The organism is Asanoa siamensis, assembly GCF_016862555.1.
Classification (GTDB): Bacteria; Actinomycetota; Actinomycetes; order Mycobacteriales; family Micromonosporaceae; genus Asanoa; species Asanoa siamensis.
This window is the reverse complement of sequence record NZ_BONE01000118.1, coordinates 1-20,274: the sequence shown is the minus strand read 5'-3', so window position 1 is coordinate 20,274 and position 20,274 is coordinate 1. Positions and strand designations below refer to the sequence as shown.

Here is a 20,274-nt window from a genome sequence, read left to right as displayed (position 1 = left end):
GTCCAGGCGGCGGCTGGGCCCGCCGCAGCCCGGCTCCAGACACGAAACAGAACCTACGGGCTTGATCCTTGCCCTGGCCCCCCGGTGAAGGGTTAGGCCGCTCTTCGGGTACGCGAGCGGCGGTAGAGAAGCGCAACGCCGAGGGCGAGGAGCCCCGCGCCCGCGGCGGCCAGCGGGAGGTTGCGCGGCGTGCCGGTGGTGGCGAGGGTGCGCGGGTCGGTGGCCGGGCCGCCGGGGCCGACCAGGAAGCCGCGCAGCGCGGTGGTCTCGGCGGCCCCGGACGCGTCGGTGCCGGCGGCGCTCAGGGTCCACTCCCCCAGGCCCAGCTTCGTGAGGTCGCACGACCAGGTCCCGGCCTCGTCGACGGTGGCGCCGCAGGACGCCACGTCGATGTGGGGGCCGCTGCCGGTGGAGGCGGTGACCACCACCGTGGTGTCGGGCTTGGCGTCGCCGCCGGCGATCGTGGCGGTCGCGCCCGCCGCGGTCACCGTCGTGACCTCGATGGCCGCCGCCGGGCTGCCGCCGGCCAGGGCGAGGGTCAGGGCGGCGGCTCCCACGCCGGCCGCCGTGCGCCAGAGGGTCATCTCGTTGGCTCCTTCCCGGGGTGGTCGAGCGTCGCCAGCACGACGAGGCGGTGCGCGTCGCTCCACCTGGGATCGCAGGTCGTGAGCGTGAGGGCGGCCGCCGTGGCGGTGGCCCGCGGCGCACCCGGGACCGGGGCGAGCACCTCGACCGCCGTCGGCGCGACGACCCGCGTCCCGGTGACGGTGTAGGTCAGCCGGCGGTCGACCACGATCGTGTCGCCTCGTTCGAGCCGGTCGAGGTCCCAGAACAGGCCGCGGGCCCGGTGAGCGGCGACGGCGAAGTTGCCGACCTCGCCGGGCATCGCCGTCTGCGGGTAGTGGCCCGGTGCTGTCGCGAGCGACGCCTCGTCTACGCCCTCGACGACCGTCCAGGCCGCGCCGAGCTTGGGGATCGCCAGGTGGGCGACCGGCTCACCGGGCCGCGGCCGAACGGGCGCGAACCCGGCCGGCACCGGACCAGGCCTCGCACCGGCCGAAGGCACCGCCGGCACATCCTCGGGCCTTGCCGGCGTCCCCGGGCCAGGTCGCGCATCCCCGCGCCACGCCACCGCGTCCCCGCGCCACGCCACCGCGTCCCCCGGCCGCGCCGCCGCGTCTCCGCGCCAGGCCAGCGCGCTCGCGGGCCAGGCCGGCACACCGGCGAGGGCGAGCAGCGCGAGGCCGGCGCCCAGCGCGGCCACACCTGTCCACCGCCGGGTGTTCACACAAAGGACGATAGGCCTGTAAACCGACCAACAAGGCGAGAATCGGGCTACTCGCCCCCGTCGCCGCAGCCGTCGTCGCCGCAGCCGCTCGTGCAGCCCGAGGCGTCCGCGGGTGCGCCGGCGAAACGGTTGGGCGGCGCGTCGGGCGCACCGAAGAGCCGCTTCGCGAACAGCTTGTCGATCTGGCGCAGGGCCGCGACGCCGTGCAGCGCGACCGCCAGCCCCGCGTGTTCCTGGGTCCCCCTGCGCCAGTGCGCCGGTTGCCAGGGATGCAGGTCGGGCCGGGCGGTGCGGGTCGCCCGGACCAGCCGTTCACCCTGCAGGCTGCGCCGGGTCGGCCGGACCAACAGGAGATAGACGGGTACGAGGGCCCCGAGCGCCCACCACGAGATCGCCCCGAGGGGCACGGCCGCCGCGGTGCTGCCGACGAAGGCGAGGGTGTGGGTCGGCAGGGGACGCAGCGCTCCGGTGAGGCCCTGCTCCGCCGCCCGCTCCGCGATCGCCCGGAACACGGCGCGCGGCTCGTCCAGGTCCAGGGCGTGCGGCCAGCGGCGCCCGTTGCCGAACGCGCCGGCGACCGTCGACTCCACATCGGACAGCGGATGGCGCGGCGGGTAACGGAACAGCGTGCCACCGGGCAGCGCGTCGACGGCGCCGGCCACCCGGGCTGCGGCCAACGCGGCCAGCCCGACCCGCCGCGGCCCGCCGGTCAGATGGGCGATCAGCGGATAGTCCGGCGGCGCCACGGATCGCCGGCCGGGCGCGGGTGCCAGCCAGCGGATCAGCAGGCGTACGGCGGCCAGGGTAACGGCGAGTGACGCGAACGCCAGCACGGGGCCAGCATGACGGTCGATGGCAACGGCCGGATGACCGGCGGATGTCAGCGCAGTGCCGACCTCGGCGTGGGCGCGAGCCGCAGCAGGTGGACGGGCCCCGTCAGGCCCTTGGCGCCGAGCGCGGCCACCCGCGCCGCGAACGCGTCGAACCCGTCCGGCGCGGACAGGCGGGTGAACCAGACGAACACGTCCTCGCCCTCGCGCACCGGCAGCGCCGGGAACGTGTTGGGCTCGTGGATCGTCTGCGCGGTGCCGAGCACCGGCCCGAGCGCGGGCCGCACCGCCCGATCGAAGTGGCTGGCGTAGTCGGGATCCGCCAGCGGGCACACGCCCGCCACGACCAGGCCGGCGGGCGCGTCGCGCGACGCGTACCCGATGGGTTGGATCGACCGCATCATCAGCACGTCGTCGACGTCGACCATCGTGGCGTTGGCGGCGTCCCGGTGCTCCTTCCAGACGGGGCCCGAGTAGAACGCGGTCAGCGCCGCGAGGCGCGCCGTCATCGAGGGGAACTCGCGCACCCAGACGAACCGGTCGGGGCGGTCGAGGTCGCGGAACTGGCCGACGATCCGCATCCCCTCGGCCTCCTGCGACTCGACGAAATGCCGGTCGAAGAGCGCGACGAGCGTGTCCCGCCCGCCGGGCACCAGCGTGTACTGCCGAAGCTCCACAATGGTCACGTGCGGTCCTTCCACCGTTGCCGGAGATCGAGCACCACGAACAGCAGGGGTACGAGCACCGCGAACTGCCGCGTCGTGTACCGCCGAAGCTGCGCGCGGACGTCGACACCGGCCAGCTCCCGCTCGAGGGCGCCCGGCGCGACGAGCCGCAGCGCGTGCACCGAGAGCGGCGCGTAGTTGACCGCGACGCCCAGCACCCACGCGCCGAAGATCACCTGGCCGGCGGCGCCGAGGAGGATCACGTACAGCCCCAGCGCCAGCCCGCCGACGACGCCGAGGAGGAACTCAGCGAGGATCACCCACCGCCGCCAGGGTGCGCCGACCGACCCGTACATGTCGACCGCGGCGAGCCGCCGAACGTCCACCCCGAGATCGTGCCACGCGTCCGCGCCGGGTGCTGCCCGGCCGATCAGCGGCCGGTCGTGCTGAAGTGCTGGTAGTCGGGGTTGGCTCCGCCCACGTTCCACTTCCAGCCGACGGCCGCGAACGCCTTGACCAGCACGCCGCCCTTGACCGCCATGCCAGGGCGGTACGTGGAGCGGTCCAGATACTCCCGGCCCGCCGGCGGCAGCACCTTGTCACCGAAGACGTACGGGTTCTCCACCGGGTTGACGTCGATCGCCTTCCCGTACGCGTGGACCGACCAGGACGGCCTGCCCGAGGCCACCGCGTTGCGGCAGTTGAACGCCGAGGTGTTGTCGGCCGCCATGGACGCGTCGTCGCTGCCGCCGTACGCGTCGACGGGCTCGAGGCCGCGGATGGGGAACCGCTTGCCGAACAGCGTGCGGAAGACCGTGGTCACGTCCGCGGCGACGTCCTCGTGCACCACGATGACGCCGGTGTGCGGCCGGTCGTCGAAGCCCCAGTAGGTGAGCGTGACCCGGCGCAGGCTCTCCGGCCCGACCGGACAGCCGGCCCGCCAGCTCTTACCCAGCTCGGCGGCGGTGACCCGGGCGGTGGCGGCCACGAACCGCGCGGCGGGCGTGGCCGGTGCCGAGGTGGCCGTGGGCGACGCGGACGTGGACGCGGGCGGTGCCGGTGGCGGTGACCACGCGGCGGGTTCGGCCGGTCGCGCACCGCAGCCGGCGACCAGCAGGGCCGCCGCGAACGCGAGGAACCTGTAGGGTTTCGACCGACGCATCGTCCATACGATACGGATCGGTTCTCACGTGAGCGCACTGCGGCGGTCGGCGGTGGCCCTCCTGGCCGCGTTCACCCTGGCTGCCTGCGCCGCCCAGCCGGCTCGGACGGGTGCCGGCTCTCGCGCGACCGCCGGCGCCGACGCAGGTGCGCGGCCGCTGCCGGCCGTGAGCGAGCAGGCCGCCCGCGACGAGCTCGCCCGCCGCGCCGACCTCCCCGAGCCCGACCGCGCCGTCCGCCCGTCGCCGAGCAAGGCGGTGACCAGCCCCAAGCCCGCGCCCAACGACGCGTCGCGGCTGCGCACCCTGCCGGCCGACACGACCCAGGTGATCGTCGTCAAGGCGAGCGGCTTCGGCACGAGCACCGGCACGCTGCGGGCGTTCAGCAAGCGCGGCACGACCTGGACCCCGGCGTTCTCCGAGATGCCGGCGCGGCTGGGCACCAAGGGCTTCAAGGACAGCAAGGTCGAGGGCGACCTGGCCAGCCCGACGGGGGTCTACAGCTTCGGCCGCACCATGTACGGCATCGCCGCCGACCCGGGCGTCCGGTACGACTACCACAGGCTGGTCGAGAACGACTGGTGGAACGAGAACCCGGCCACGGAGGGCTACAACTCGTTCTTCCACGGCGCCGACCCGGGCGGCGCGAGCGAGGCGCTCTGGGAAACCGACCCGCAGTACCGCTACTTCGCGGTGATCAACTACAACATCCCGGTCCGCCCGGCCGACCCGCCGCGCGGCAGCGGCATCTTCCTGCACGTCATGGTCCCTGGCCGGTCGACCGCCGGCTGCGTCGCCCTGGCGGAGCCCGACCTCGTCAAGGTCCTCCGCTGGCTCGACCCGGCGGCCAAGCCGCGCATCGTGATGGCGCCGGCGAGCGAGCTCAGCCGCTACTGACCCCGGCTCCATGGTCACTCTCAGCTAATTGTCAGACTCGGTTGGTAGGGTCTCGCGCACGGTCGCATTCTCCGATGTGGAGCACCACGGGCATTGTGTTGCGCCGCAAGGGATTGCGGCCCCTGATGGCAACGACACCCAGGAGATACGACGTGGTCTTCAAGAAGATGTTGGGCGCCCTCGGGGTCGGCGGTCCCAGCGTCGACACGGTGCTGTCCAACCCGAACACGCGCCCGGGGCTGCCGCTCACCGGGCAGGTCAACCTGACCGGCGGCAAGAACGACGTCGAGCTCGCGCACGTCACCCTCGGCCTGGTCACCCGCGTCGAGGTCGAGAGCGGCGGCGGTGACCACAGCACCACCGGCGAGTTCCACCGCACGCCGGTGGCCGGCCGCTTCACGCTCACTGCGGGCCAGCAGCTCTCGATCCCGTTCCAGGTCGACATGCCGTGGGAGACGCCGATCACCGACGTCTACGGGCAGCGCCTGCACGGCATGACGATGGGCCTGCGCACCGAGGTCGCCATCGACCGCGCGGTCGACAAGGGCGACCTCGACCCGGTGGCCGTGCACCCGCTGCCGATCCAGGAGCGCATCCTCGAGGCGTTCAGCCGGCTCGGCTTCCGGTTCAAGCACGCCGACCTGGAATACGGCCGCATCCACGGCGTGCACCAGACGCTGCCGTTCTTCCAGGAGATCGAGTTCTGGGGCACGCCGCAGTACCCGGGCATCAACGAGGTCGAGCTGACCTTCGTGGCCAACCCGCAGACCGTCGACATCGTGCTCGAGTTCGACAAGCGCGGCGGCATGTTCGTCGGCGGGCACGACTCGTACGGCCGCTACACCGTGTCCCACTCCGACGCGGAGACCACCGACTGGGCGCGGGTCGTCGACGGCTGGGTCCGGCAGTCGGTCGACCAGCGGCAGGCGTTCTTCGCGGGCCGCGGGGGCTTCCCGGGGATGGGCGGCCACGGGCACGGGCACCACGGCGGCCACCGCGGCGGCGGCATGGGCGGCATGGTCGCGGGCGCGGCGCTCGGCGTCGCGGGCGGCATGATCGCCGGCGAGATGATCGAAGAGGCGTTCGAGGACGACGGCGGCGACTTCGGCGGGGACTTCGGCGAGTAACCGGATCGGCGGGGGCGGCCCGGTGCGGGCCGCTCCCGCGCCCCCGCCCGTTCGCCTCAGGCGGTCGCCGCCGGCGAGAGCCCCAGCTCGGCCACCGCCCATTCGCGCATCTCGACCTTGCGCACCTTGCCGCTGACGGTCATCGGGAACGACTCGACCACCCGCACGTACCGCGGGATCTTGTAGTGCGCGAGCTGCCCCTCGCAGAACTCCCGCACCTCGTCGACAGTCACCGACACGCCCGGGTCCTTGACGGTCACGCAGGCCATGACCGCCTCGCCGTACCTCTCGTCCGGCACGCCGATCACCTGCACGTCCGATATCTTCGGGTGCCGGTAGAGGAACTCCTCGATCTCGCGCGGGTAGACGTTCTCGCCGCCCCGGATGATCACGTCCTTGATCCGGCCGACGATGTTGACGTACCCGTCGTCCCGCATCGTCGCCAGGTCGCCGGTGTGCATCCAGCGGGCCGCGTCGAGCACCTCGGCGGTCTTCGCGGGCTCGTCCCAGTAGCCCAGCATCACGGAGTAGCCCCGGGTGCACAGCTCCCCCGGCTCGCCGCGCCGCAGCGTCACCCCGGTCGCGGGGTCGACGACCTTGACCTCGAGGAACGGCAGCACCCGCCCGACGGTGCCGGTGCGCCGATCGAGGTCGTCGTCGACCCGCGTCTGCGTGGACACGGGCGACGTCTCGGTCATGCCGTAGCAGATCGACACCTCGGACATGTGCATCCGGTCGACGACCTTCTTCATCACCTCGACAGGACACGGCGAGCCGGCCATGATCCCCGTACGCAGGCTGGTCAGGTCGTAGTCGTCGAAGTCGTCGAGGGCGAGCTCGGCGATGAACATGGTCGGCACGCCGTAAAGGGACGTGCACCGCTCGGCCGCCACGGTGGCGAGGGTGGCGGCGGGCTCGAACGCGGGCGCCGGAATGACGATGCAGGCACCGTGCGAGGTGGCCGCGAGATTGCCCATGACCATGCCGAAGCAGTGGTAGAACGGCACGGGGATGCAGATCCGGTCCTCCTCGGTGTAGCGCAGCAGCTCACCGACGAAGAACCCGTTGTTGAGGATGTTGTGGTGCGACAGCGTCGCGCCTTTCGGAAACCCGGTCGTACCCGACGTGTACTGGATGTTGATCGGATCGTCGCTGGTCAGCGTCGCGGCGCGGGCTTCGAGGTCGGCCGGGCTCGCGTCGGCGGCCCGCGCCACGAGGTCGTGCCAGCTCGGATCGTCGAGATAGACGACGGTACGCAGGGCGGGGCACTCGCCGGCGACGGCCTCGACCATCTCGCGGTAGTCACTGCCCTTGTGCGCGAGCGCCGACACGAGCACGGAGATTCCGGCCTGCCGAAGCACGAACCCGACCTCATGCCGCCGGTACGCGGGATTGATGTTGACCATGATCGCCCCGACGGCGGCGGTCGCATACTGCACGAGCACCCACTCGGGCCGGTTGGGCGCCCAGATCCCGACGCGATCCCCTTTGGCGACGCCGACGGCAAGCAGGGCTCGCGCGAGCGCGTCGACATCGGCGGCAAGCTCCCGATAGGACCACCGCCGCCCACTGGGCACATCGACCAGCGCGTCACGATCAGGAAAGCGAGCGGCGGTGCGGGCCAGGTTCTGCCCGAGGGTGTCGGCCAGCAAGGCGGTGTCGGACGGTCCACTGGCGTACGCGAGCTCACGGGCCTGTGTCATGGTCGCCTCCCAGACGCACCGTACCGTTTATCGGCCTCCCGCCAGGAGCTGAGCTTCAACCCGCTTCAGCTCAGGATCCCGCAGACCGACGGTGTCAGTGGTCCAGAAGGCCTCGGGATAGACCAGCCGGCCGACCATCCACGGCTGGAAGGCCGCAAGAAGCGCGACCTGGAACCCGGGATCCGGGATACGAGTGGAGGGCGACTCGAACCCAAGCGCGGAAGCGGACCCGAACCCACGGCGCCCGTAGTAATGCGGGCTACCTTCGAGAAACACGGCGGGCGCGCCACTTTGTCCGGCGGCCTCCAACGCGGCCGCGACCAACGCGGTCCCGACACCACGGCGCTGGAGATCGGGACGCACGGACAGCGGCGAAAGCACCATGACGTCGACCAGCTCACGCCGCGCGTCGACCCAGCCGCGCGAGAGACCGACGTGCCCGACGATCTCCCCGCCGACAACAGCGACCAAACTGGCCCGAGCGGCTCCGCCGGCTTCCAGAGCACGCATCATCCGCACAACCCGCCCGTCCGGCGGCTCACCGAACGCCGCGGAAACGACGGCCTCAACATCCACCTCGTCGGCGGGCTCAACACCCCGGATCTCCATGGCGCGACCCTAGTGTCACCACCCAGCCGACGCACCGGAGTTTGTCGGGCTCGACCTCGCGCCCATGAACGGACGTATCGAGTGCTCCCGCCAGGGTCGGTTGGAAAGGGTCCTGCCGATCAACACTGACGTCCCATCGCTGAAAGTCTCCTGATCGGAGAATGCCTGGCCGACCGGTTTAGGACCGAGCGTCGGCACGTCGGATTCCGCTCTGCCTCATACGCTGGCTACGTTGGTTCAGAGTCGAGACCATCGCGGGCCGTCCTCCGGTAGCAGCTGGGACATCCGGTGCCGTTCCGAGTGCGGTTCTTGACAACGGCCGCCCACTCTCCGCCGCACACGCCGCACCGCCAGCGACACCGATCATGGCTTGCCGATTTCAGCGTCTCGGGGGTCCTTCCCGGATGATCGAGGTTCGTCACGAACTGCACGGCCACCTCGGGGAAGCGCTCAGCCAAAGAGTTACCGGCAACCGCGGTCGCTCGTGCCTGCCCGGTTCGCTTCCGCCCGCACGACGGGCAGCCAGTTCCCGCGACCCGCGATGCGACGGTCGTCGTCCACTCGCGTCCGCACTGACAACGCCAGCGGCATTTCTTGTTGGACGCTGGTAGAAGGTTGCTCGGCGTCCGGCCCGGCTCGCTGACGCAGCTCACGAACTCGCTTGCCAAACCTGGATGGCGCTGCGAAAGAGAGTCCTCGGGAGCGGCGGTCGTTCGCGCCAGACGAGTCCTCTCCTTGCCGCACCGGGGGCATCCGCGCCCGCGCACGCGAGAACCGGGCGACGTACTCCATTGGTGCCCACACGTCGCGCACCGCCAACGGCATCTCATATTGCTGGAAGGCCGCAATTGATCAGGAGTCCTGCCACCAGGCACCATTTCAACGGCGATGTGGGGAAAGAGGTCGGCGAGCGATTCTCCCGGTTTCGGCAGGGCGCGTGCTCTCACCCTCGCGGCGGTTGCCGCGGTCGCGCAGGAAGGGCAACCCGTGCCAGCAGCGCGTGAATAGAGCATCGCGTCCCATTGGTTGCGGCAGACCATGCACCGCCACCTGATGCGATCTGAGGCCTTGGGGCGCAGCCAGTCTAGAGGGACACCAGGTCGCGAGAGGTTCGCAACGAACTCCGCGGCGAGATGTGGTGCGGCGTCCGCCGCCGAGGTGAGCGGCCGCCCGTTGCAGGTCTGCTCCCACCTCTTTGCGGCCGCTGCCAACGCGGTCGCTCGTTGGTCTGGAGTCAGGCCGGTCCACGTCGCTCCTCGGGCCGATAGATACGGGACCATGGCGAGGCACCACTTCCACGGATCATCACCACCGTCAGTCACCCAACAGATCTGTCCTCCGACATCCGCCAGATGGGTCGGTCTGACGCGCAGGTACTCATGGCCCGCGAAAGCCATCGCCTTGCGGGAATCGCGTGCTGAGTTTCGATGCCAATGCGCGGGGTCAAGATCAATGAGGAGGCCGATGCTGGGGATCGACAGGTCGATGCGCCATCGCTTCCCGCCGGCGACCTGCGACACGTCGACCAGGACGGTAGCGCCAGTCCCGGCGGCGATGAGTTCGGCGATCTCCACTTCGAATCGCGACTGACCATTGCCCCTGCAGCGAGCGCAGCCGGAGCCTGCCGCTCGGGAGGCGGCCGTCGTAACCCACTCGTGTCCTTTGTCGCACCGCCACCGACAGAGATCGTTGGTAGCAGGGTTCATGGCGGCCGGGCCCCGGCCGGGTTGCGACAGATTCTCGAGGAACTGGGCCGCGGCACCAGGCGTCGTCTCCGCGAATGTCCGTCCGACCTTTGGGACACGCCGCGACCGGGCCGCGCGAGCGGCACCGCAGTCTGGGCAGCCGCTACCCGACACCACACGGTTTCGAACAGTGGCGGCCCATACGCGGCCGCACTCGGCGCAGCGCCACTCGCATCTGTCGAGGGATGCCGGCTTCAAACCGCCCAGCGTCTCACCAGGAGACGACAGATTACGGACGAACTCGATCAGCAGATGCGGAGCGACCGACTCGGCGGTCGCGGATCCCGGCGCAATCCGCCGGCGGGAGGCGCGACGACCGACGTTGCAACAGACCGGGCAGCCCCGACCGCTCGTCCGGTTGGCCACCGTCGACTCCCAGACGTGCTGGCACCCTCCGCACCGCCACCGGCACCGTTGTTGGGAACCAGCCCTGAGCTGCCAGGGAGAGAACTCGGGACGGTCCAGGTTCTCGACAAACTCTCCCGCGATGCGCGGGCTCAGGTCTGCCAGGCTCTGCCCAGCCGGCGCAAGCGCTCGGCTGCGCCCTCGAGTCACCCACGCGCACTCAGGGCATCCGGTGCCGCTGGTGCGGTTGGCCACCGCAGTCTCCCAGTGCCAACCGCAGGACGAGCAGCGCCAGAGGACCCGTAGGTTGCTCATTGTGCCCAGCTCGCCCCGGGCATCGCCCGGACGCCCGACGACCTCGACCGCCTCGCGAAAAAGCTCCGGGTGGCTGTCACGCAGCAACGTCCTCGACCGCACGGGCTCATCATGCCCAAGCCCTGCGACAATTCGTGGCAACGCATAGAGCTCGGTGAAGACCGGTCGTGTCGCGACGGAATCGCGCTCACGTCCAGCGTCCCGTTCGACCTCCGCCCGAGCGGGGTTGAGTGAGGTGCGGGCCGCTGCGACCTGTGCGTGCGGCATCAGGCATCCTGGGCGGCGTGAGCGATGGATACATTCGATTGATTCCCACTGATCTGCAGTGGCAGCCGGCCCCCGATGCCGCCGCGGCGGCCGTGGCTTATGTCGCTCGGCTGTTCTCGGGACCCGCTGACGATGTCGAAGAGGTCGACTACGAGTTCTACGATCAGGTGACCCTGATCGACGCCGGCGAGAACGCCACCCGGATCCGGTGCTCGCGGTGCGACGGCGAGAGCGACGTGGGTTGGCTCTACGACCTGGCCGCGGAGAACGACGAAGGCTTCGACCGACCGGACATCGCCATGCCCTGCTGCGGTGCGGTCGTCATGCTCGACACCCTGCGCTACGACTGGCCGATGGGCTTCGCTCGCTTCGAGGTCAGCGCCATGAACCCGAGGCGTGACAAGTACGAACTCGACGCCACGGAACTGGCCGACGTCGCCGCCATTCTCGGCCATCCCGTCACGCAGATCCTCGCCCACTACTGACGGCTACTCGCAGGACCCGAGGCGACCCCGGCCGTGGAAACCGCTACGGCTTCGTCAGCTCCGGTGGCACCGGCAGATTCACCTTGCGGAGCACCGTGGCGATGGCTTCCTCGACCTGCGTCCCGTGTTCCACCAGGTCCGCGATCGCGTAACCGCCGAAGAGGTCGCAGGGCTTGTCGAACGTCAGCGTCGAGTCGCCGTCCGGTTGCTCCGAGATCGTCAGCCTCACCGGCAGGTATTCGATGATCGCCGGGTCGTGTTTGTAGAGGCCCTCTTCGATCACCAGGTTGTCGGCCAGATACGTCACCGCGCGGAGTTCGTGGCCGGCCAGGCGCATCACCGGGCCCGGGTCGAACGTCGAGATGTTGACCAGGCCGTCGCCCGCGCTGCGGTTCGACAGGTTCTCCAGCGCCGGCCAGCCGCCGCCGCCCTTCGCCTCGGCTACCGCCGTGCCCCAGGACCAGGCCGGGACGGCGCGTTCCCACTGCTTGCGGAACTGGTCGAACGGCCGCCCCGTCTGGATCACGAAGCGCCGGACCGGCCGGCTCAGCACCGATACATCCTGCTCGCTCATCGAATCTCGCCTCTCCCCGTCGCCGCGGCCCCGGAAAGGAACGGGGCCGCGGCAGGGAGGCGCCGCCAAAACGCTAGGCGTCGACCTCCCGCTTGTCCTCGGCCCACATCGTGTGGAAGGAGCCGTCGCGGTCGACGCGCTGGTACGTGTGCGCGCCGAAGTTGTCGCGCAGGCCCTGGATCAGCGCGGCCGGCAGCCGGGGGCTGCGCAGCGCGTCCACGTAGGCCAGCGAGGAGGAGAACACCGGGGTCGGCACGCCGCCGCGGATCGCGGTGACGAGCACGCGGCGCCAGCTGTCGAAGCCGTTCGCGACGGCCTCCGCGAAATACGGGGCGACGAGCAGGCTCTCGAGGTACGGGTTCTCGGCGTACACCTCGCGGATCCGGTCGAGGAACTTGGCCCGGATGATGCAGCCGCCCCGCCAGATCGTCGCCATCGCGCCCGGGTCGATGCCCCAGTCGTTGTCCTTGCTGCCGGCGCGGATGTGGTCGAAGCCCTGCGCGTACGCGACGATCTTGGAAGCGTAGAGCGCGTTGCGCACGTCCTCGATGAACTGCTTACGGTCTTCCACGAGGCCGGCGATGGGAGTGTCTGCCGCACGGCCAGCAAACGTCGACTGAGCGGCGGCCCGCTGCGCGACGTGCCCCGACAGCGACCGCGCGAACGTCGCCTCGGCGATGCCGGTGATCGGCACACCCAGGTCGAGGGCGCTCTGCACCGTCCAGCGCCCGGTGCCCTTCTGCTCGGCCCGGTCCTGGACCACGTCGATGAACGGCTGGCCCGACTTGCCGTCGGTGTGCGCGAGCACCTCGGCGGTGATCTGGATCAGGAACGAGTCGAGGTCGCCGCTGTTCCACTCGCGGAAGATCTCGGCGATCTCCGCGGGAGAGGCACCGAGACCGGCCCGGAGCAGGTCGTACGCCTCGGCGATGAGCTGCATGTCGGCGTACTCGATGCCGTTGTGCACCATCTTGACGAAGTGCCCCGCGGCGCCCGGGCCCACGTGCACGCAGCACGGGGTGCCGTCGACCTGGGCGGCGATCTTCTCGAAGATCGGCCCGAGCTTGCGGTAGGACTCGGCGGAACCACCGGGCATGATGCTCGGCCCGAGCAGCGCGCCCTCCTCGCCGCCGGAGACGCCGGTGCCGACGAAGTGCAGGCCCTTGGCGGCGAGGTCGCGCTCGCGGCGGGCGGTGTCGACGAAGTGGGCGTTGCCGGCGTCGATGACGATGTCGTCCTTCTCCAGCAACGGCACGAGCGCGTCGATCACGGCGTCGGTCGCCTTGCCGGCCTTGACCATGATGATGACCGCGCGCGGCCGCTTGAGCGACGCGACGAAGTCGGCCATCGACTCGCTCGGGATGAAGTCGCCCTCGTCACCGTGGTCGGCGACCAGGCTGTTGGTACGCGCGACCGTGCGGTTGTGCAACGCCACGCTGAAGCCGTTGCGGGCCAGGTTGCGGGCGAGGTTGCGACCCATCACCGACAGGCCGGTCACGCCGATCTCGGCGCGAGCTTCCGTGCTCATCTACCCCTCCGTGCTCTTCTGTCACGCCGGGCGACGGCCTCACCGACGCCGCCTGGCGGCGCCGTCATCGACGCTGACCAGTGAGGTCGCCGTCCGTATTGACGCGGGTGCCCCAATGGGGCAATAGCAAACCCTGTTTGCCCGATTTAATCCAGCCTCGGGCTGGGCCGCGCGGCGGCCAGCAGGCGCGCGGTCGCGCGTACTCCCGGATGGTCCTGGATCTCCTCCCGAGACAACGGCAGAGGCAGCCGCCAGTTCGGGTACTGGTCGGTCGTGCCCGGCAGGTTGGGCTGGCGGGTCTCGCCGAGCACATCGTAGAGCGAAGCGGTGATCAAACGGGCCGGGCTGGCCGCCAGCGCGGCGTGCAACGCTGTGACGATCGCATCATCGTCCACTTCGGACAGCAGTCCGGCGTCCCGCAACATGGCGATCAGTGCCTGCTTGTCGGCTTGCGCCCGCGCCTGCTCGGCGGCCTCGGAGGTGGCGAGCTGGCCGAGCCGGGCCCGGACCCGGACGTGCTCGCCGGTGAGGAAGCCCTTGGCGGTCGGCAGGTCGTGGGTGGAGACGGAGGCGAGGGCGTTGCGCGGCCAGTTCTCCGGCGGCACGAAGGACTCGCCGTCGCGGGTGAACCAGAGCACCGTCGAGCCGAGCATGTTGCGCCCGCGCAGCGCCCGCGTCACCGCCGGTTGCACGGTGCCGAGGTCCTCGCCGACGACGACCGCGCCGGCCCGGTGCGCCTCCAGGGCGAGGATGCCGAACATCGCGTCGGCGTCGTACCGGACGTAGGTGCCCTCGGCGGCGCCGGCGCCCGGCGGGATCCACCAGAGCCGGGAGAGGCCCATCACGTGGTCGACCCGCAGGCCGCCGCCGTGCCGGAGCAGCGACCGCAACATGTCGCGGTAGGCGGCGTAGCCGGTGGCGGCGAGCCGGTCGGGGCGCCAGGCGGCCAGGCCCCAGTCCTGGCCGAGCTGGTTGAACGCGTCCGGCGGGGCACCGACCCGGACGCCCTGGGCAAGGACGTCGCCGAGCTGCCAGCCGTCGGCGCCGCCCGGGTCTACCCCGACGGCCAGGTCGTGAACGATGCCGACCGGCATATCCCCGGCGGCGGAAGCGGCGGCCGCGAGCTGCTGGTCGCAGAGCTGCTGGAGCCACGCGTAAAAGCCGACCCGGGCGGGGTCGGCCGCGAGCCCGGACGGCCACCGCCGCCAGTCGGAGCCGTGCGACTCGGCGAGGGCGCAGTAGGTGGCGAACTTGCGCAGCTCCGGGGAGACCGTCGGTGGCCCCGGATAGAGCAGCTCCAGCGCCGACCGCTTCGCCCGCCAGACCGCGTCGTAGTCGATCAGCTCGCTGTCGTCGGGGCGCAGGGCGTCGACCTTGGCGCGCAGCGCGTCGTCGGCCGCCCGGTACTCGGCGGTGTCGGCCACCCGGATGTAGAGCGGGTTCGCGAAGCGGCGCGACGACGGCGAATAAGGAGAGGCCTGGACGGGGTGCGTCGGCCCGATCGCGTGCAGCGGGTTGAGCAGCACCAGCCCGGCACCGGTGTCCGCGGCCCAGCCGGCGAACGCGCGCAGGTCGCCGAGGTCGCCCATGCCCCACGAGTCGCGCGACCGCAGCGCGTAGAGCTGCACCATCCAGCCCCAGGCGGCGGGCGGCCGCGGCAGCTTGCGGGGTGCGACGACCAGGGTGGCGCTCTGGTCGCCGACGTCGAGGCGGTGCCAGCCGAGCGGCAGGCCTTCGAGGGCGTCGACGGACCGGGTCGTGCCGTCCTCGAGGGTGACGGTGCCGGCGATCTCGCGGCGGTCGCCCTCGCGCAGCACGATCGTCGGCGGCAGCCGGTCGGCGGCGCGCGCGGCGGCTGACAGGGCGGCGGTGACGGCGGCCGGCGTCGACGCGTCGACGTCGAGGAGCCCGAGCACGCGTACGACGATGTCCCGGTCGACCTGGGCGCGGCGACCGTCGGCCGCGTCGTAGGCGGTGACCACCCCGTGGGCCGCGGCGAGGCGGCGCAGGTCGCGCTCCATCAGCCGGTCACCTTGTCCAGGTATTGGAGCAGGTCGTGCGCGGCGATCTCGATCTCCTTGTGCTTCCACGACGACGCCCGGTAGACGACCGCGATCAGGCCCGAGCGGTGCAGCCGGCGCAGGTCGCCGTAGACGAACGCGTACCGTGCCTTGGTCTCGTCGGCGGCTCCCTCGGTGAGCCCGAGATGCCATTCCGACAGCTCCGCCCAGGTGTGCCGTTCCAGATAGCTGTTCTCGTCGTCGGCCCGGGGCTGGGCGACACCCCAGTCGCTGTTGAGCACGTACTGCTTGGCGTCGATCAGTTGGCGTGCCTTGCGGACGGCGTCCTTGTTCAGCGCGTACCTGGCCATGCGGTCATGTTCCCGCAACGGACGCGCACCATGCCCGATCCACGCCGAGTGTGCAACCGCATCGGGCCAATCGCCACGAGGTGGTTTAGCAGCCACGATTACGGTAAGTCAGAGTTCATTGCACAAACTGACGTCAATCCTCACGAACAGGACGTAGTGATGACGCAGACCGCTAGCAGGACCGACCAGATGGCCACCGACGCGCAGCAGCACCTGCGCGGCGGCGGGCACGACGGTGGCAGGATCACCGTCGCCGACGGTGTGGTCCAGAAGATCGCCGGGATGGCCGCGCGAGAGGTCTCCGGCGTGTTCGCCATGGGCTCCGGGGCCGCACGGACCGTCGGTGCCATAAAGGAGAGGATCCCCGGCAGCACCGGGGCAAGCATCGGGCAGGGTGTCGGCGTCGAGGTCGGCGAGAACGAGGCCGCCGTCGACCTGGACATCGTCGTCGAGTACGGCGTGTCCGCCAACGAGCTCGGCAAGGGCATCCAGCGCAACGTGAAGTCGTCGATCGAGCGCATGACCGGGCTCGACGTCGTCGAGGTGAACGTCAACATCAACGACGTGCACCTGCCGGACGACGGCGACAGTGGCAGCAGCAGCGGCAGCTTCACGCCGAGCAGCAGCGGCGGCGGCGACGCGCGGGTGTCATGAGCGCGCAGCCGCTGACGGAGGCGGACGCCACCGTCGACGGTGTCGACGTGGCGCGACTGGCCGCCGCCGTCGAGGACTGTCCGGCCGTCGACGCGCTGGTCGAGGGCGCGCCGGAGTACGCCGCCACGTACCTGCCCCGGCGCCGGATCACCGGGATCCGGATCGAAGGTGACGCGGTGACCGCTCAGGTGCGCCTGCGGTACGGGTCGACGGTCGGGCAACTCGCCCAGCAGGTCCGGCGGGCGGCGAAGCCGCTGGCCGGGTCGCACCGCGTGGACATCGTGGTCGCGGACATCTCGGAGCCGCACACGGGGGTGTGAGACAGATGACTATGGTCAGGACCATTTTCGGTACGGCGGTCGGCATCGCGCTCGGCTTCGCGGTGGCGTTCGGCAACTTCGGCGACATGGCGATCGTCGGCGCGTTCGCGATCGTCGGGTACGCCATCAGCAAGGTGGTCGCCGGTCAGTTCGACTTCGGCGCCTCCTTCGCGCCGCTGCGCCGGTCGCAGCAGCAACGGAGTCAGCGGTGAGCCACGACCGGCTGAGCCCGGGCCGGGGCGAGCGACCGGTCGGGACGGCGCAGCCGACGACGACGCCGCGGGCGGAACGGCACCTCGCCGAGGCCGCCCCGGCACCGCCGCCGGCGCCGCCCGACCCGGACTACCTCGGCGACATCGTCATCGCGCCGCAGGTGGTCGCCAAGCTCGCGGCGCAGGCGGTCGTCGAGCACCCACGGGCCGGCTCGGCCGCGCCGCGGATGTTCGGCAGCACCATGCCGGGCGCCGGGCACCTGGGCATCCGGTCCTCGGACCTGACCGCCCGGCCCAAGGTCAACGCGTGGATCGACGCGTCGGTGGCCTACATCGACATGTCGATCAGCGTGCGCTGGGCCGAGCCGCTCGGTGACGTGACCGAGTGGATCCGGAACACGGTCGAGGACCGGGTGAAGGCGCTGACCGGGCTGACCGTGGCGCGTACCCGCATTTCCGTGACCGACCTCGTCGCCGACGGAGCCTGAGGATGAAACAGCTCAACCGGATCATCGCGCTGCCGATCGCGCTCGGATTCTTCTTCCTGGCGGTGCTCGTCGTGGTCGAGCTCATCGCCGAACGCGCGGGTGCCGGCCCGGTGATCGTCAACTGGCACGGCATCTACGACTGGATGGCCACGCGCACCTGGAACTCCACCAGCGTCCGGATCATCGGCGGCCTGTGCGCGTTCGGCGGCCTGCTGCTGCTGGGGCTGCAGTTGATCCCCCGCAAGCCGGAGCGCCTGCGGGTGCACGCCGCGGAGAAGGGCGTCGACGCGGCGATCGACCGGCGCAGCCTGGTGCGCACCGTGCAGCAGGCGGTCAACGACATCGACGGGATCAGCCAGGCCCGGGTGGCGCTGCACGGCAACAAGGTCACGGTGGACGCCCGCCGGCGGGCCGAGAAGGCCGAGGGCATCACCACGCAGACGGTCGCGGACGCGACCCACCGCGCGGTCGATGACCTGCACCTGCGCCGCCCGCCACGGATCACCATCAAGCTCGCGACGGCGAGGGAACGCTGATGTTGCGCGGACACGCTGACCGGATCACCCGGACCATCCTGATCGTCCTGGGCGCGATCTTCGCCGCCATCGGCGGCGCGATCATCGCGGCCAACCTCAACGTGTACGCGGGCGGGTTCGCCTCCCGCACACTGCTGCAGAACCCGGCGGTGAGCTGGATTGGCGGCCACAGCACGTGGTTCTGGCCGATCGCCGCGGCCGTGCTGACGGTGATCGGCGTGCTGTCGCTGATCTGGTTCTTCGCGATCCTGCGCCCGGCCCGCAAGACGGGCGACATCTCGATCGACGGCACGGCCCGCACGACCCTGGGCTCGGGCGCGCTGCGGGACGCGCTGACGAACGAGATCCAGGGCTACCGCGGGGTCCAGAACGCGAAGGTCCGGGTGTACGGGGAGCCGACGGAACCGAAGCTGGGTGTGCGGGTGAACCTGACGCAGGACGCCCGCGTGGTGGAGGTCCGGCAACGCATCGAAAGGCAGGCGCTGGCCCACGCGCGCGAGGCACTGGACGCCCCGGAGATGCCGGTGATCCTGGACCTGGGCGTCTCGAAGAAGGGCGGCCCCCGGGTCGAGTAGCCGAACTACGGCAAGCCGGTCGGGTGTGCCGAGTTCGAGTCGCCCGCCTGGCCGCCAGGCAGAGATGCAGAAGCCCGCATCATGACGCTTCCGAAACCGCTGGCAGCCTGGAGTCCGGCGCAGCGGCCAGCGAAGCCGCGGACGTGCACACCCTCCGGCATCTCAAGCCGCAACAGCGCTAGTCGCACGGACCTCGACCTCGACGGTTGAAGTTGCCCGCGTCAGGTGTTCCCGTTATAGCGCAACACCTGGTGAGGTGAGGTGAGGTGATCACGCCGGCGCCGGGAAGGTGTCGGCCAAGATCGCTCCATGCTCCTAATGGGTCGAGTCCGGTCCGCCTCTCATCGCGGTGCCCGGGCCAGCCGCAGTGGCCGGTAGCCGTCGGTATCCGAGCTTGGCGAGCTCCGCTTCGGCCGCGCATTCGTGATCACAACACGGAAGCCGCGACCTTGGCCACCTCGGCCCCCCGGTGGCGATGCAGCAACGCTCTGAGGTCGCCGCTGATTCGACTGCTGGTTTCGTCAGTCGGGAACCCGAATTCCCCCCAGCGCGTCTCCCACTTCGTCGGGTCGTCTGCGACCTGGGCCAGTTCGGTCAGCACGCGGCTTTGTCCGACAGACCGGTGCAGAGCCTTCTGCAACGCCGGCCACCGGGTGACGATCTCGGCGAGGACGAGGATGTCGCACGCACGCTGGACGAATGCAGTTCCGGCCAACGGCATCCGCATCGAGGTGACCCGCACGTAGAACACCCATACCGTCAGCAGCCGCTTTAGTTCGCGCATGGTGCATGCCGGCCGCTGCTCGAGCCGCTCCAACAACAGGCTGGCGAACATGGGGTCGTGCTCGACCTGCTTCTCGGGCCGCGGCTCCGGTTCAGACGTCGCCCCGGCCGTGATGAATGGCCGTTGCGTGGAAAGCGACAGCGGAGCAGGTTTGGCTGGATCGACCGTTGTTGGGTCGGTCGTCTCCGAGCCCAGGCGCAGCAGGCGGTCGATTGCCGCCTCGCGGTGAGGGTCGCCGATCGCGGGCACCATGACCGGCAGCTGTACCAGCTTGCGCAGGAACGCCCAGCCGATGTCCGGATCGTCGTCGGTCACCGAGGCGGTAGGGCTGCCTACGTCCTTGAAGCTGGTCTTGAGGTGGGCGGCCACAATGGTGGGGTCGACGGCCATCACGAACCGGGTCCGGTCGAACTGTCCGGACATGAACTGGTTCATCGCCTCGAACACGGCGGCCGTCCTTTTCGGGCTGCAGCGGTCCAAGTCGTCGATACAGATGACCAGGTAGCGCCGGGCTTTCCGCAAGTCGTCAACGATGCCCTCCACGCTCTGTTGCCACATAGCGAGCCGGCCCGCCCGGCTGCGGTACGCGGGGTCGAGCATTGCGACCTCGCCGTTGCGATCGGAATCGGCGACAGTGAGCACCGCTCCGGTGAGGACTGGCGCGTGGAAGAGGTCGGCGGGCAGATAAGTGGACGCATACCCGAAGAAGAACCGCCGCGCTGTGTGTAGGCAGCCGGCGAGGGCGACGCTCGCTGCGAGCAGCAATATGAAGCTCGGCGCCGTGAGCCTTTCGCCT

General features: G+C 70.7%; 23 protein-coding genes. 9 read left to right on the top strand and 14 right to left on the bottom strand.

Going from position 1 to position 20,274, the window contains the following annotated elements; all coding sequences use genetic code 11:
- Nucleotides 1–92 precede the first annotated feature (92 nt).
- From Asi02nite_RS38235 to Asi02nite_RS38210, 6 genes are read right to left on the bottom strand one after another with little or no spacing between them, the layout of a single operon-like run.
- Nucleotides 93–584, bottom strand: coding sequence for a hypothetical protein (locus Asi02nite_RS38235; protein ID WP_203718944.1), 492 nt, complete (start codon nucleotides 582–584; stop codon nucleotides 93–95).
- Entirely contained in the window at nucleotides 581–1,288 is a 708-nt protein-coding gene (locus tag Asi02nite_RS38230) for a sortase (protein ID WP_203718943.1), read from the bottom strand. Before Asi02nite_RS38230 ends, Asi02nite_RS38235 begins: the two co-directional genes overlap by 4 nt.
- A 47-nt stretch (nucleotides 1,289–1,335) precedes the next feature.
- Nucleotides 1,336–2,121, bottom strand: coding sequence for a TIGR04222 domain-containing membrane protein (locus tag Asi02nite_RS38225; RefSeq protein ID WP_203718942.1), 786 nt, complete (start codon nucleotides 2,119–2,121; stop codon nucleotides 1,336–1,338).
- A gap of 47 nt (nucleotides 2,122–2,168) precedes the next feature.
- A complete protein-coding gene (locus Asi02nite_RS38220) occupies nucleotides 2,169–2,804 on the bottom strand; it encodes an NIPSNAP family protein (RefSeq protein ID WP_203718941.1) in 636 nt (211 codons plus the stop codon).
- Nucleotides 2,801–3,169, bottom strand: a complete 369-nt coding sequence (locus Asi02nite_RS38215) for a hypothetical protein (RefSeq protein ID WP_203718940.1) — start codon at nucleotides 3,167–3,169, stop codon at nucleotides 2,801–2,803. The genes Asi02nite_RS38220 and Asi02nite_RS38215 overlap by 4 nt, the downstream gene beginning before the upstream one ends.
- 44 nt (nucleotides 3,170–3,213) lie before the next feature.
- Nucleotides 3,214–3,945, bottom strand: a complete 732-nt coding sequence (locus Asi02nite_RS38210) for a M15 family metallopeptidase (RefSeq protein ID WP_203718939.1) — start codon at nucleotides 3,943–3,945, stop codon at nucleotides 3,214–3,216.
- A gap of 28 nt (nucleotides 3,946–3,973) precedes the next feature.
- Here Asi02nite_RS38210 and Asi02nite_RS38205 point away from each other — a divergent pair, with 28 nt between their 5' ends.
- Both Asi02nite_RS38205 and Asi02nite_RS38200 read left to right on the top strand, forming a co-directional pair.
- The gene (locus tag Asi02nite_RS38205) at nucleotides 3,974–4,840 is read left to right on the top strand and encodes a L,D-transpeptidase family protein (protein WP_203718938.1); all 867 of its coding nucleotides are present in this window, start codon (nucleotides 3,974–3,976) and stop codon (nucleotides 4,838–4,840) included.
- 152 nt (nucleotides 4,841–4,992) lie between these two features.
- Nucleotides 4,993–5,967 (top strand): sporulation protein, encoded by a 975-nt coding sequence (locus Asi02nite_RS38200; protein WP_203718945.1) that lies wholly within the window; start codon nucleotides 4,993–4,995, stop codon nucleotides 5,965–5,967.
- Between the two features lie 56 nt (nucleotides 5,968–6,023).
- Here the strand turns inward: Asi02nite_RS38200 and Asi02nite_RS38195 are convergent, their stop codons facing one another.
- From Asi02nite_RS38195 to Asi02nite_RS42895, 3 genes are all read right to left on the bottom strand, one after another.
- Complete coding sequence (locus tag Asi02nite_RS38195) at nucleotides 6,024–7,670, bottom strand: AMP-binding protein (RefSeq protein WP_203718937.1); 1,647 nt, start codon at nucleotides 7,668–7,670, stop codon at nucleotides 6,024–6,026.
- A 27-nt stretch (nucleotides 7,671–7,697) separates the two neighbouring features.
- Nucleotides 7,698–8,279, bottom strand: coding sequence for a GNAT family N-acetyltransferase (locus Asi02nite_RS38190; RefSeq protein WP_203718936.1), 582 nt, complete (start codon nucleotides 8,277–8,279; stop codon nucleotides 7,698–7,700).
- A gap of 227 nt (nucleotides 8,280–8,506) precedes the next feature.
- Nucleotides 8,507–10,684 carry a zinc-ribbon domain-containing protein gene (locus Asi02nite_RS42895; protein WP_373312420.1) on the bottom strand — a complete coding sequence of 726 codons (2,178 nt, stop codon included), beginning with the start codon at nucleotides 10,682–10,684 and terminating at the stop codon, nucleotides 8,507–8,509.
- A 284-nt stretch (nucleotides 10,685–10,968) separates the two neighbouring features.
- Between Asi02nite_RS42895 and Asi02nite_RS38180 the strand changes: the two genes are divergently transcribed.
- On the top strand, nucleotides 10,969–11,436 hold the full coding sequence (locus Asi02nite_RS38180; RefSeq protein ID WP_203718934.1) for a hypothetical protein: 468 nt from the start codon (nucleotides 10,969–10,971) through the stop codon (nucleotides 11,434–11,436).
- A 43-nt stretch (nucleotides 11,437–11,479) separates the two neighbouring features.
- On the opposite strand, the gene Asi02nite_RS38175 is transcribed toward Asi02nite_RS38180, so the two are convergent.
- The 4 genes from Asi02nite_RS38175 to Asi02nite_RS38160 all read right to left on the bottom strand — a co-directional run bounded on the left by Asi02nite_RS38175 (nucleotide 11,480) and on the right by Asi02nite_RS38160 (nucleotide 15,909).
- Complete coding sequence (locus Asi02nite_RS38175; protein WP_203718933.1) at nucleotides 11,480–12,010, bottom strand: DUF302 domain-containing protein; 531 nt, start codon at nucleotides 12,008–12,010, stop codon at nucleotides 11,480–11,482.
- A 73-nt stretch (nucleotides 12,011–12,083) separates the two neighbouring features.
- Complete coding sequence (gene gnd, locus Asi02nite_RS38170; RefSeq protein WP_203718932.1) at nucleotides 12,084–13,538, bottom strand: NADP-dependent phosphogluconate dehydrogenase; 1,455 nt, start codon at nucleotides 13,536–13,538, stop codon at nucleotides 12,084–12,086.
- Between the two features lie 146 nt (nucleotides 13,539–13,684).
- Nucleotides 13,685–15,559 carry a 4-alpha-glucanotransferase gene (gene malQ / locus Asi02nite_RS38165; RefSeq protein ID WP_203718931.1) on the bottom strand — a complete coding sequence of 625 codons (1,875 nt, stop codon included), beginning with the start codon at nucleotides 15,557–15,559 and terminating at the stop codon, nucleotides 13,685–13,687.
- The gene (locus tag Asi02nite_RS38160; protein ID WP_203718930.1) at nucleotides 15,559–15,909 is read right to left on the bottom strand and encodes a hypothetical protein; all 351 of its coding nucleotides are present in this window, start codon (nucleotides 15,907–15,909) and stop codon (nucleotides 15,559–15,561) included. The genes malQ and Asi02nite_RS38160 overlap by 1 nt, the downstream gene beginning before the upstream one ends.
- Nucleotides 15,910–16,068: 159 nt before the next feature.
- Here Asi02nite_RS38160 and Asi02nite_RS38155 point away from each other — a divergent pair, with 159 nt between their 5' ends.
- The 6 genes from Asi02nite_RS38155 to amaP are packed head-to-tail and all read left to right on the top strand — an operon-like array spanning nucleotide 16,069 to nucleotide 18,694.
- Nucleotides 16,069–16,563, top strand: a complete 495-nt coding sequence (locus Asi02nite_RS38155) for an Asp23/Gls24 family envelope stress response protein (RefSeq protein ID WP_203718929.1) — start codon at nucleotides 16,069–16,071, stop codon at nucleotides 16,561–16,563.
- A complete protein-coding gene (locus Asi02nite_RS38150) occupies nucleotides 16,560–16,883 on the top strand; it encodes a hypothetical protein (protein WP_203718928.1) in 324 nt (107 codons plus the stop codon). The genes Asi02nite_RS38155 and Asi02nite_RS38150 overlap by 4 nt, the downstream gene beginning before the upstream one ends.
- A gap of 5 nt (nucleotides 16,884–16,888) precedes the next feature.
- Complete coding sequence (locus tag Asi02nite_RS38145) at nucleotides 16,889–17,095, top strand: hypothetical protein (protein ID WP_203718927.1); 207 nt, start codon at nucleotides 16,889–16,891, stop codon at nucleotides 17,093–17,095.
- Nucleotides 17,092–17,583, top strand: a complete 492-nt coding sequence (locus Asi02nite_RS38140) for an Asp23/Gls24 family envelope stress response protein (RefSeq protein ID WP_203718926.1) — start codon at nucleotides 17,092–17,094, stop codon at nucleotides 17,581–17,583. The genes Asi02nite_RS38145 and Asi02nite_RS38140 overlap by 4 nt, the downstream gene beginning before the upstream one ends.
- 2 nt (nucleotides 17,584–17,585) lie before the next feature.
- Nucleotides 17,586–18,119, top strand: coding sequence for a DUF6286 domain-containing protein (locus Asi02nite_RS38135; RefSeq protein ID WP_203718925.1), 534 nt, complete (start codon nucleotides 17,586–17,588; stop codon nucleotides 18,117–18,119).
- The gene (gene amaP, locus Asi02nite_RS38130; RefSeq protein ID WP_203718924.1) at nucleotides 18,119–18,694 is read left to right on the top strand and encodes an alkaline shock response membrane anchor protein AmaP; all 576 of its coding nucleotides are present in this window, start codon (nucleotides 18,119–18,121) and stop codon (nucleotides 18,692–18,694) included. Before Asi02nite_RS38135 ends, amaP begins: the two co-directional genes overlap by 1 nt.
- Nucleotides 18,695–19,121: 427 nt before the next feature.
- Here amaP and Asi02nite_RS38125 read toward each other — a convergent pair.
- A partial coding sequence (locus Asi02nite_RS38125) for a P-loop NTPase fold protein (protein ID WP_203718923.1) occupies nucleotides 19,122–20,274 on the bottom strand: 1,153 nt, incomplete at its 5' end.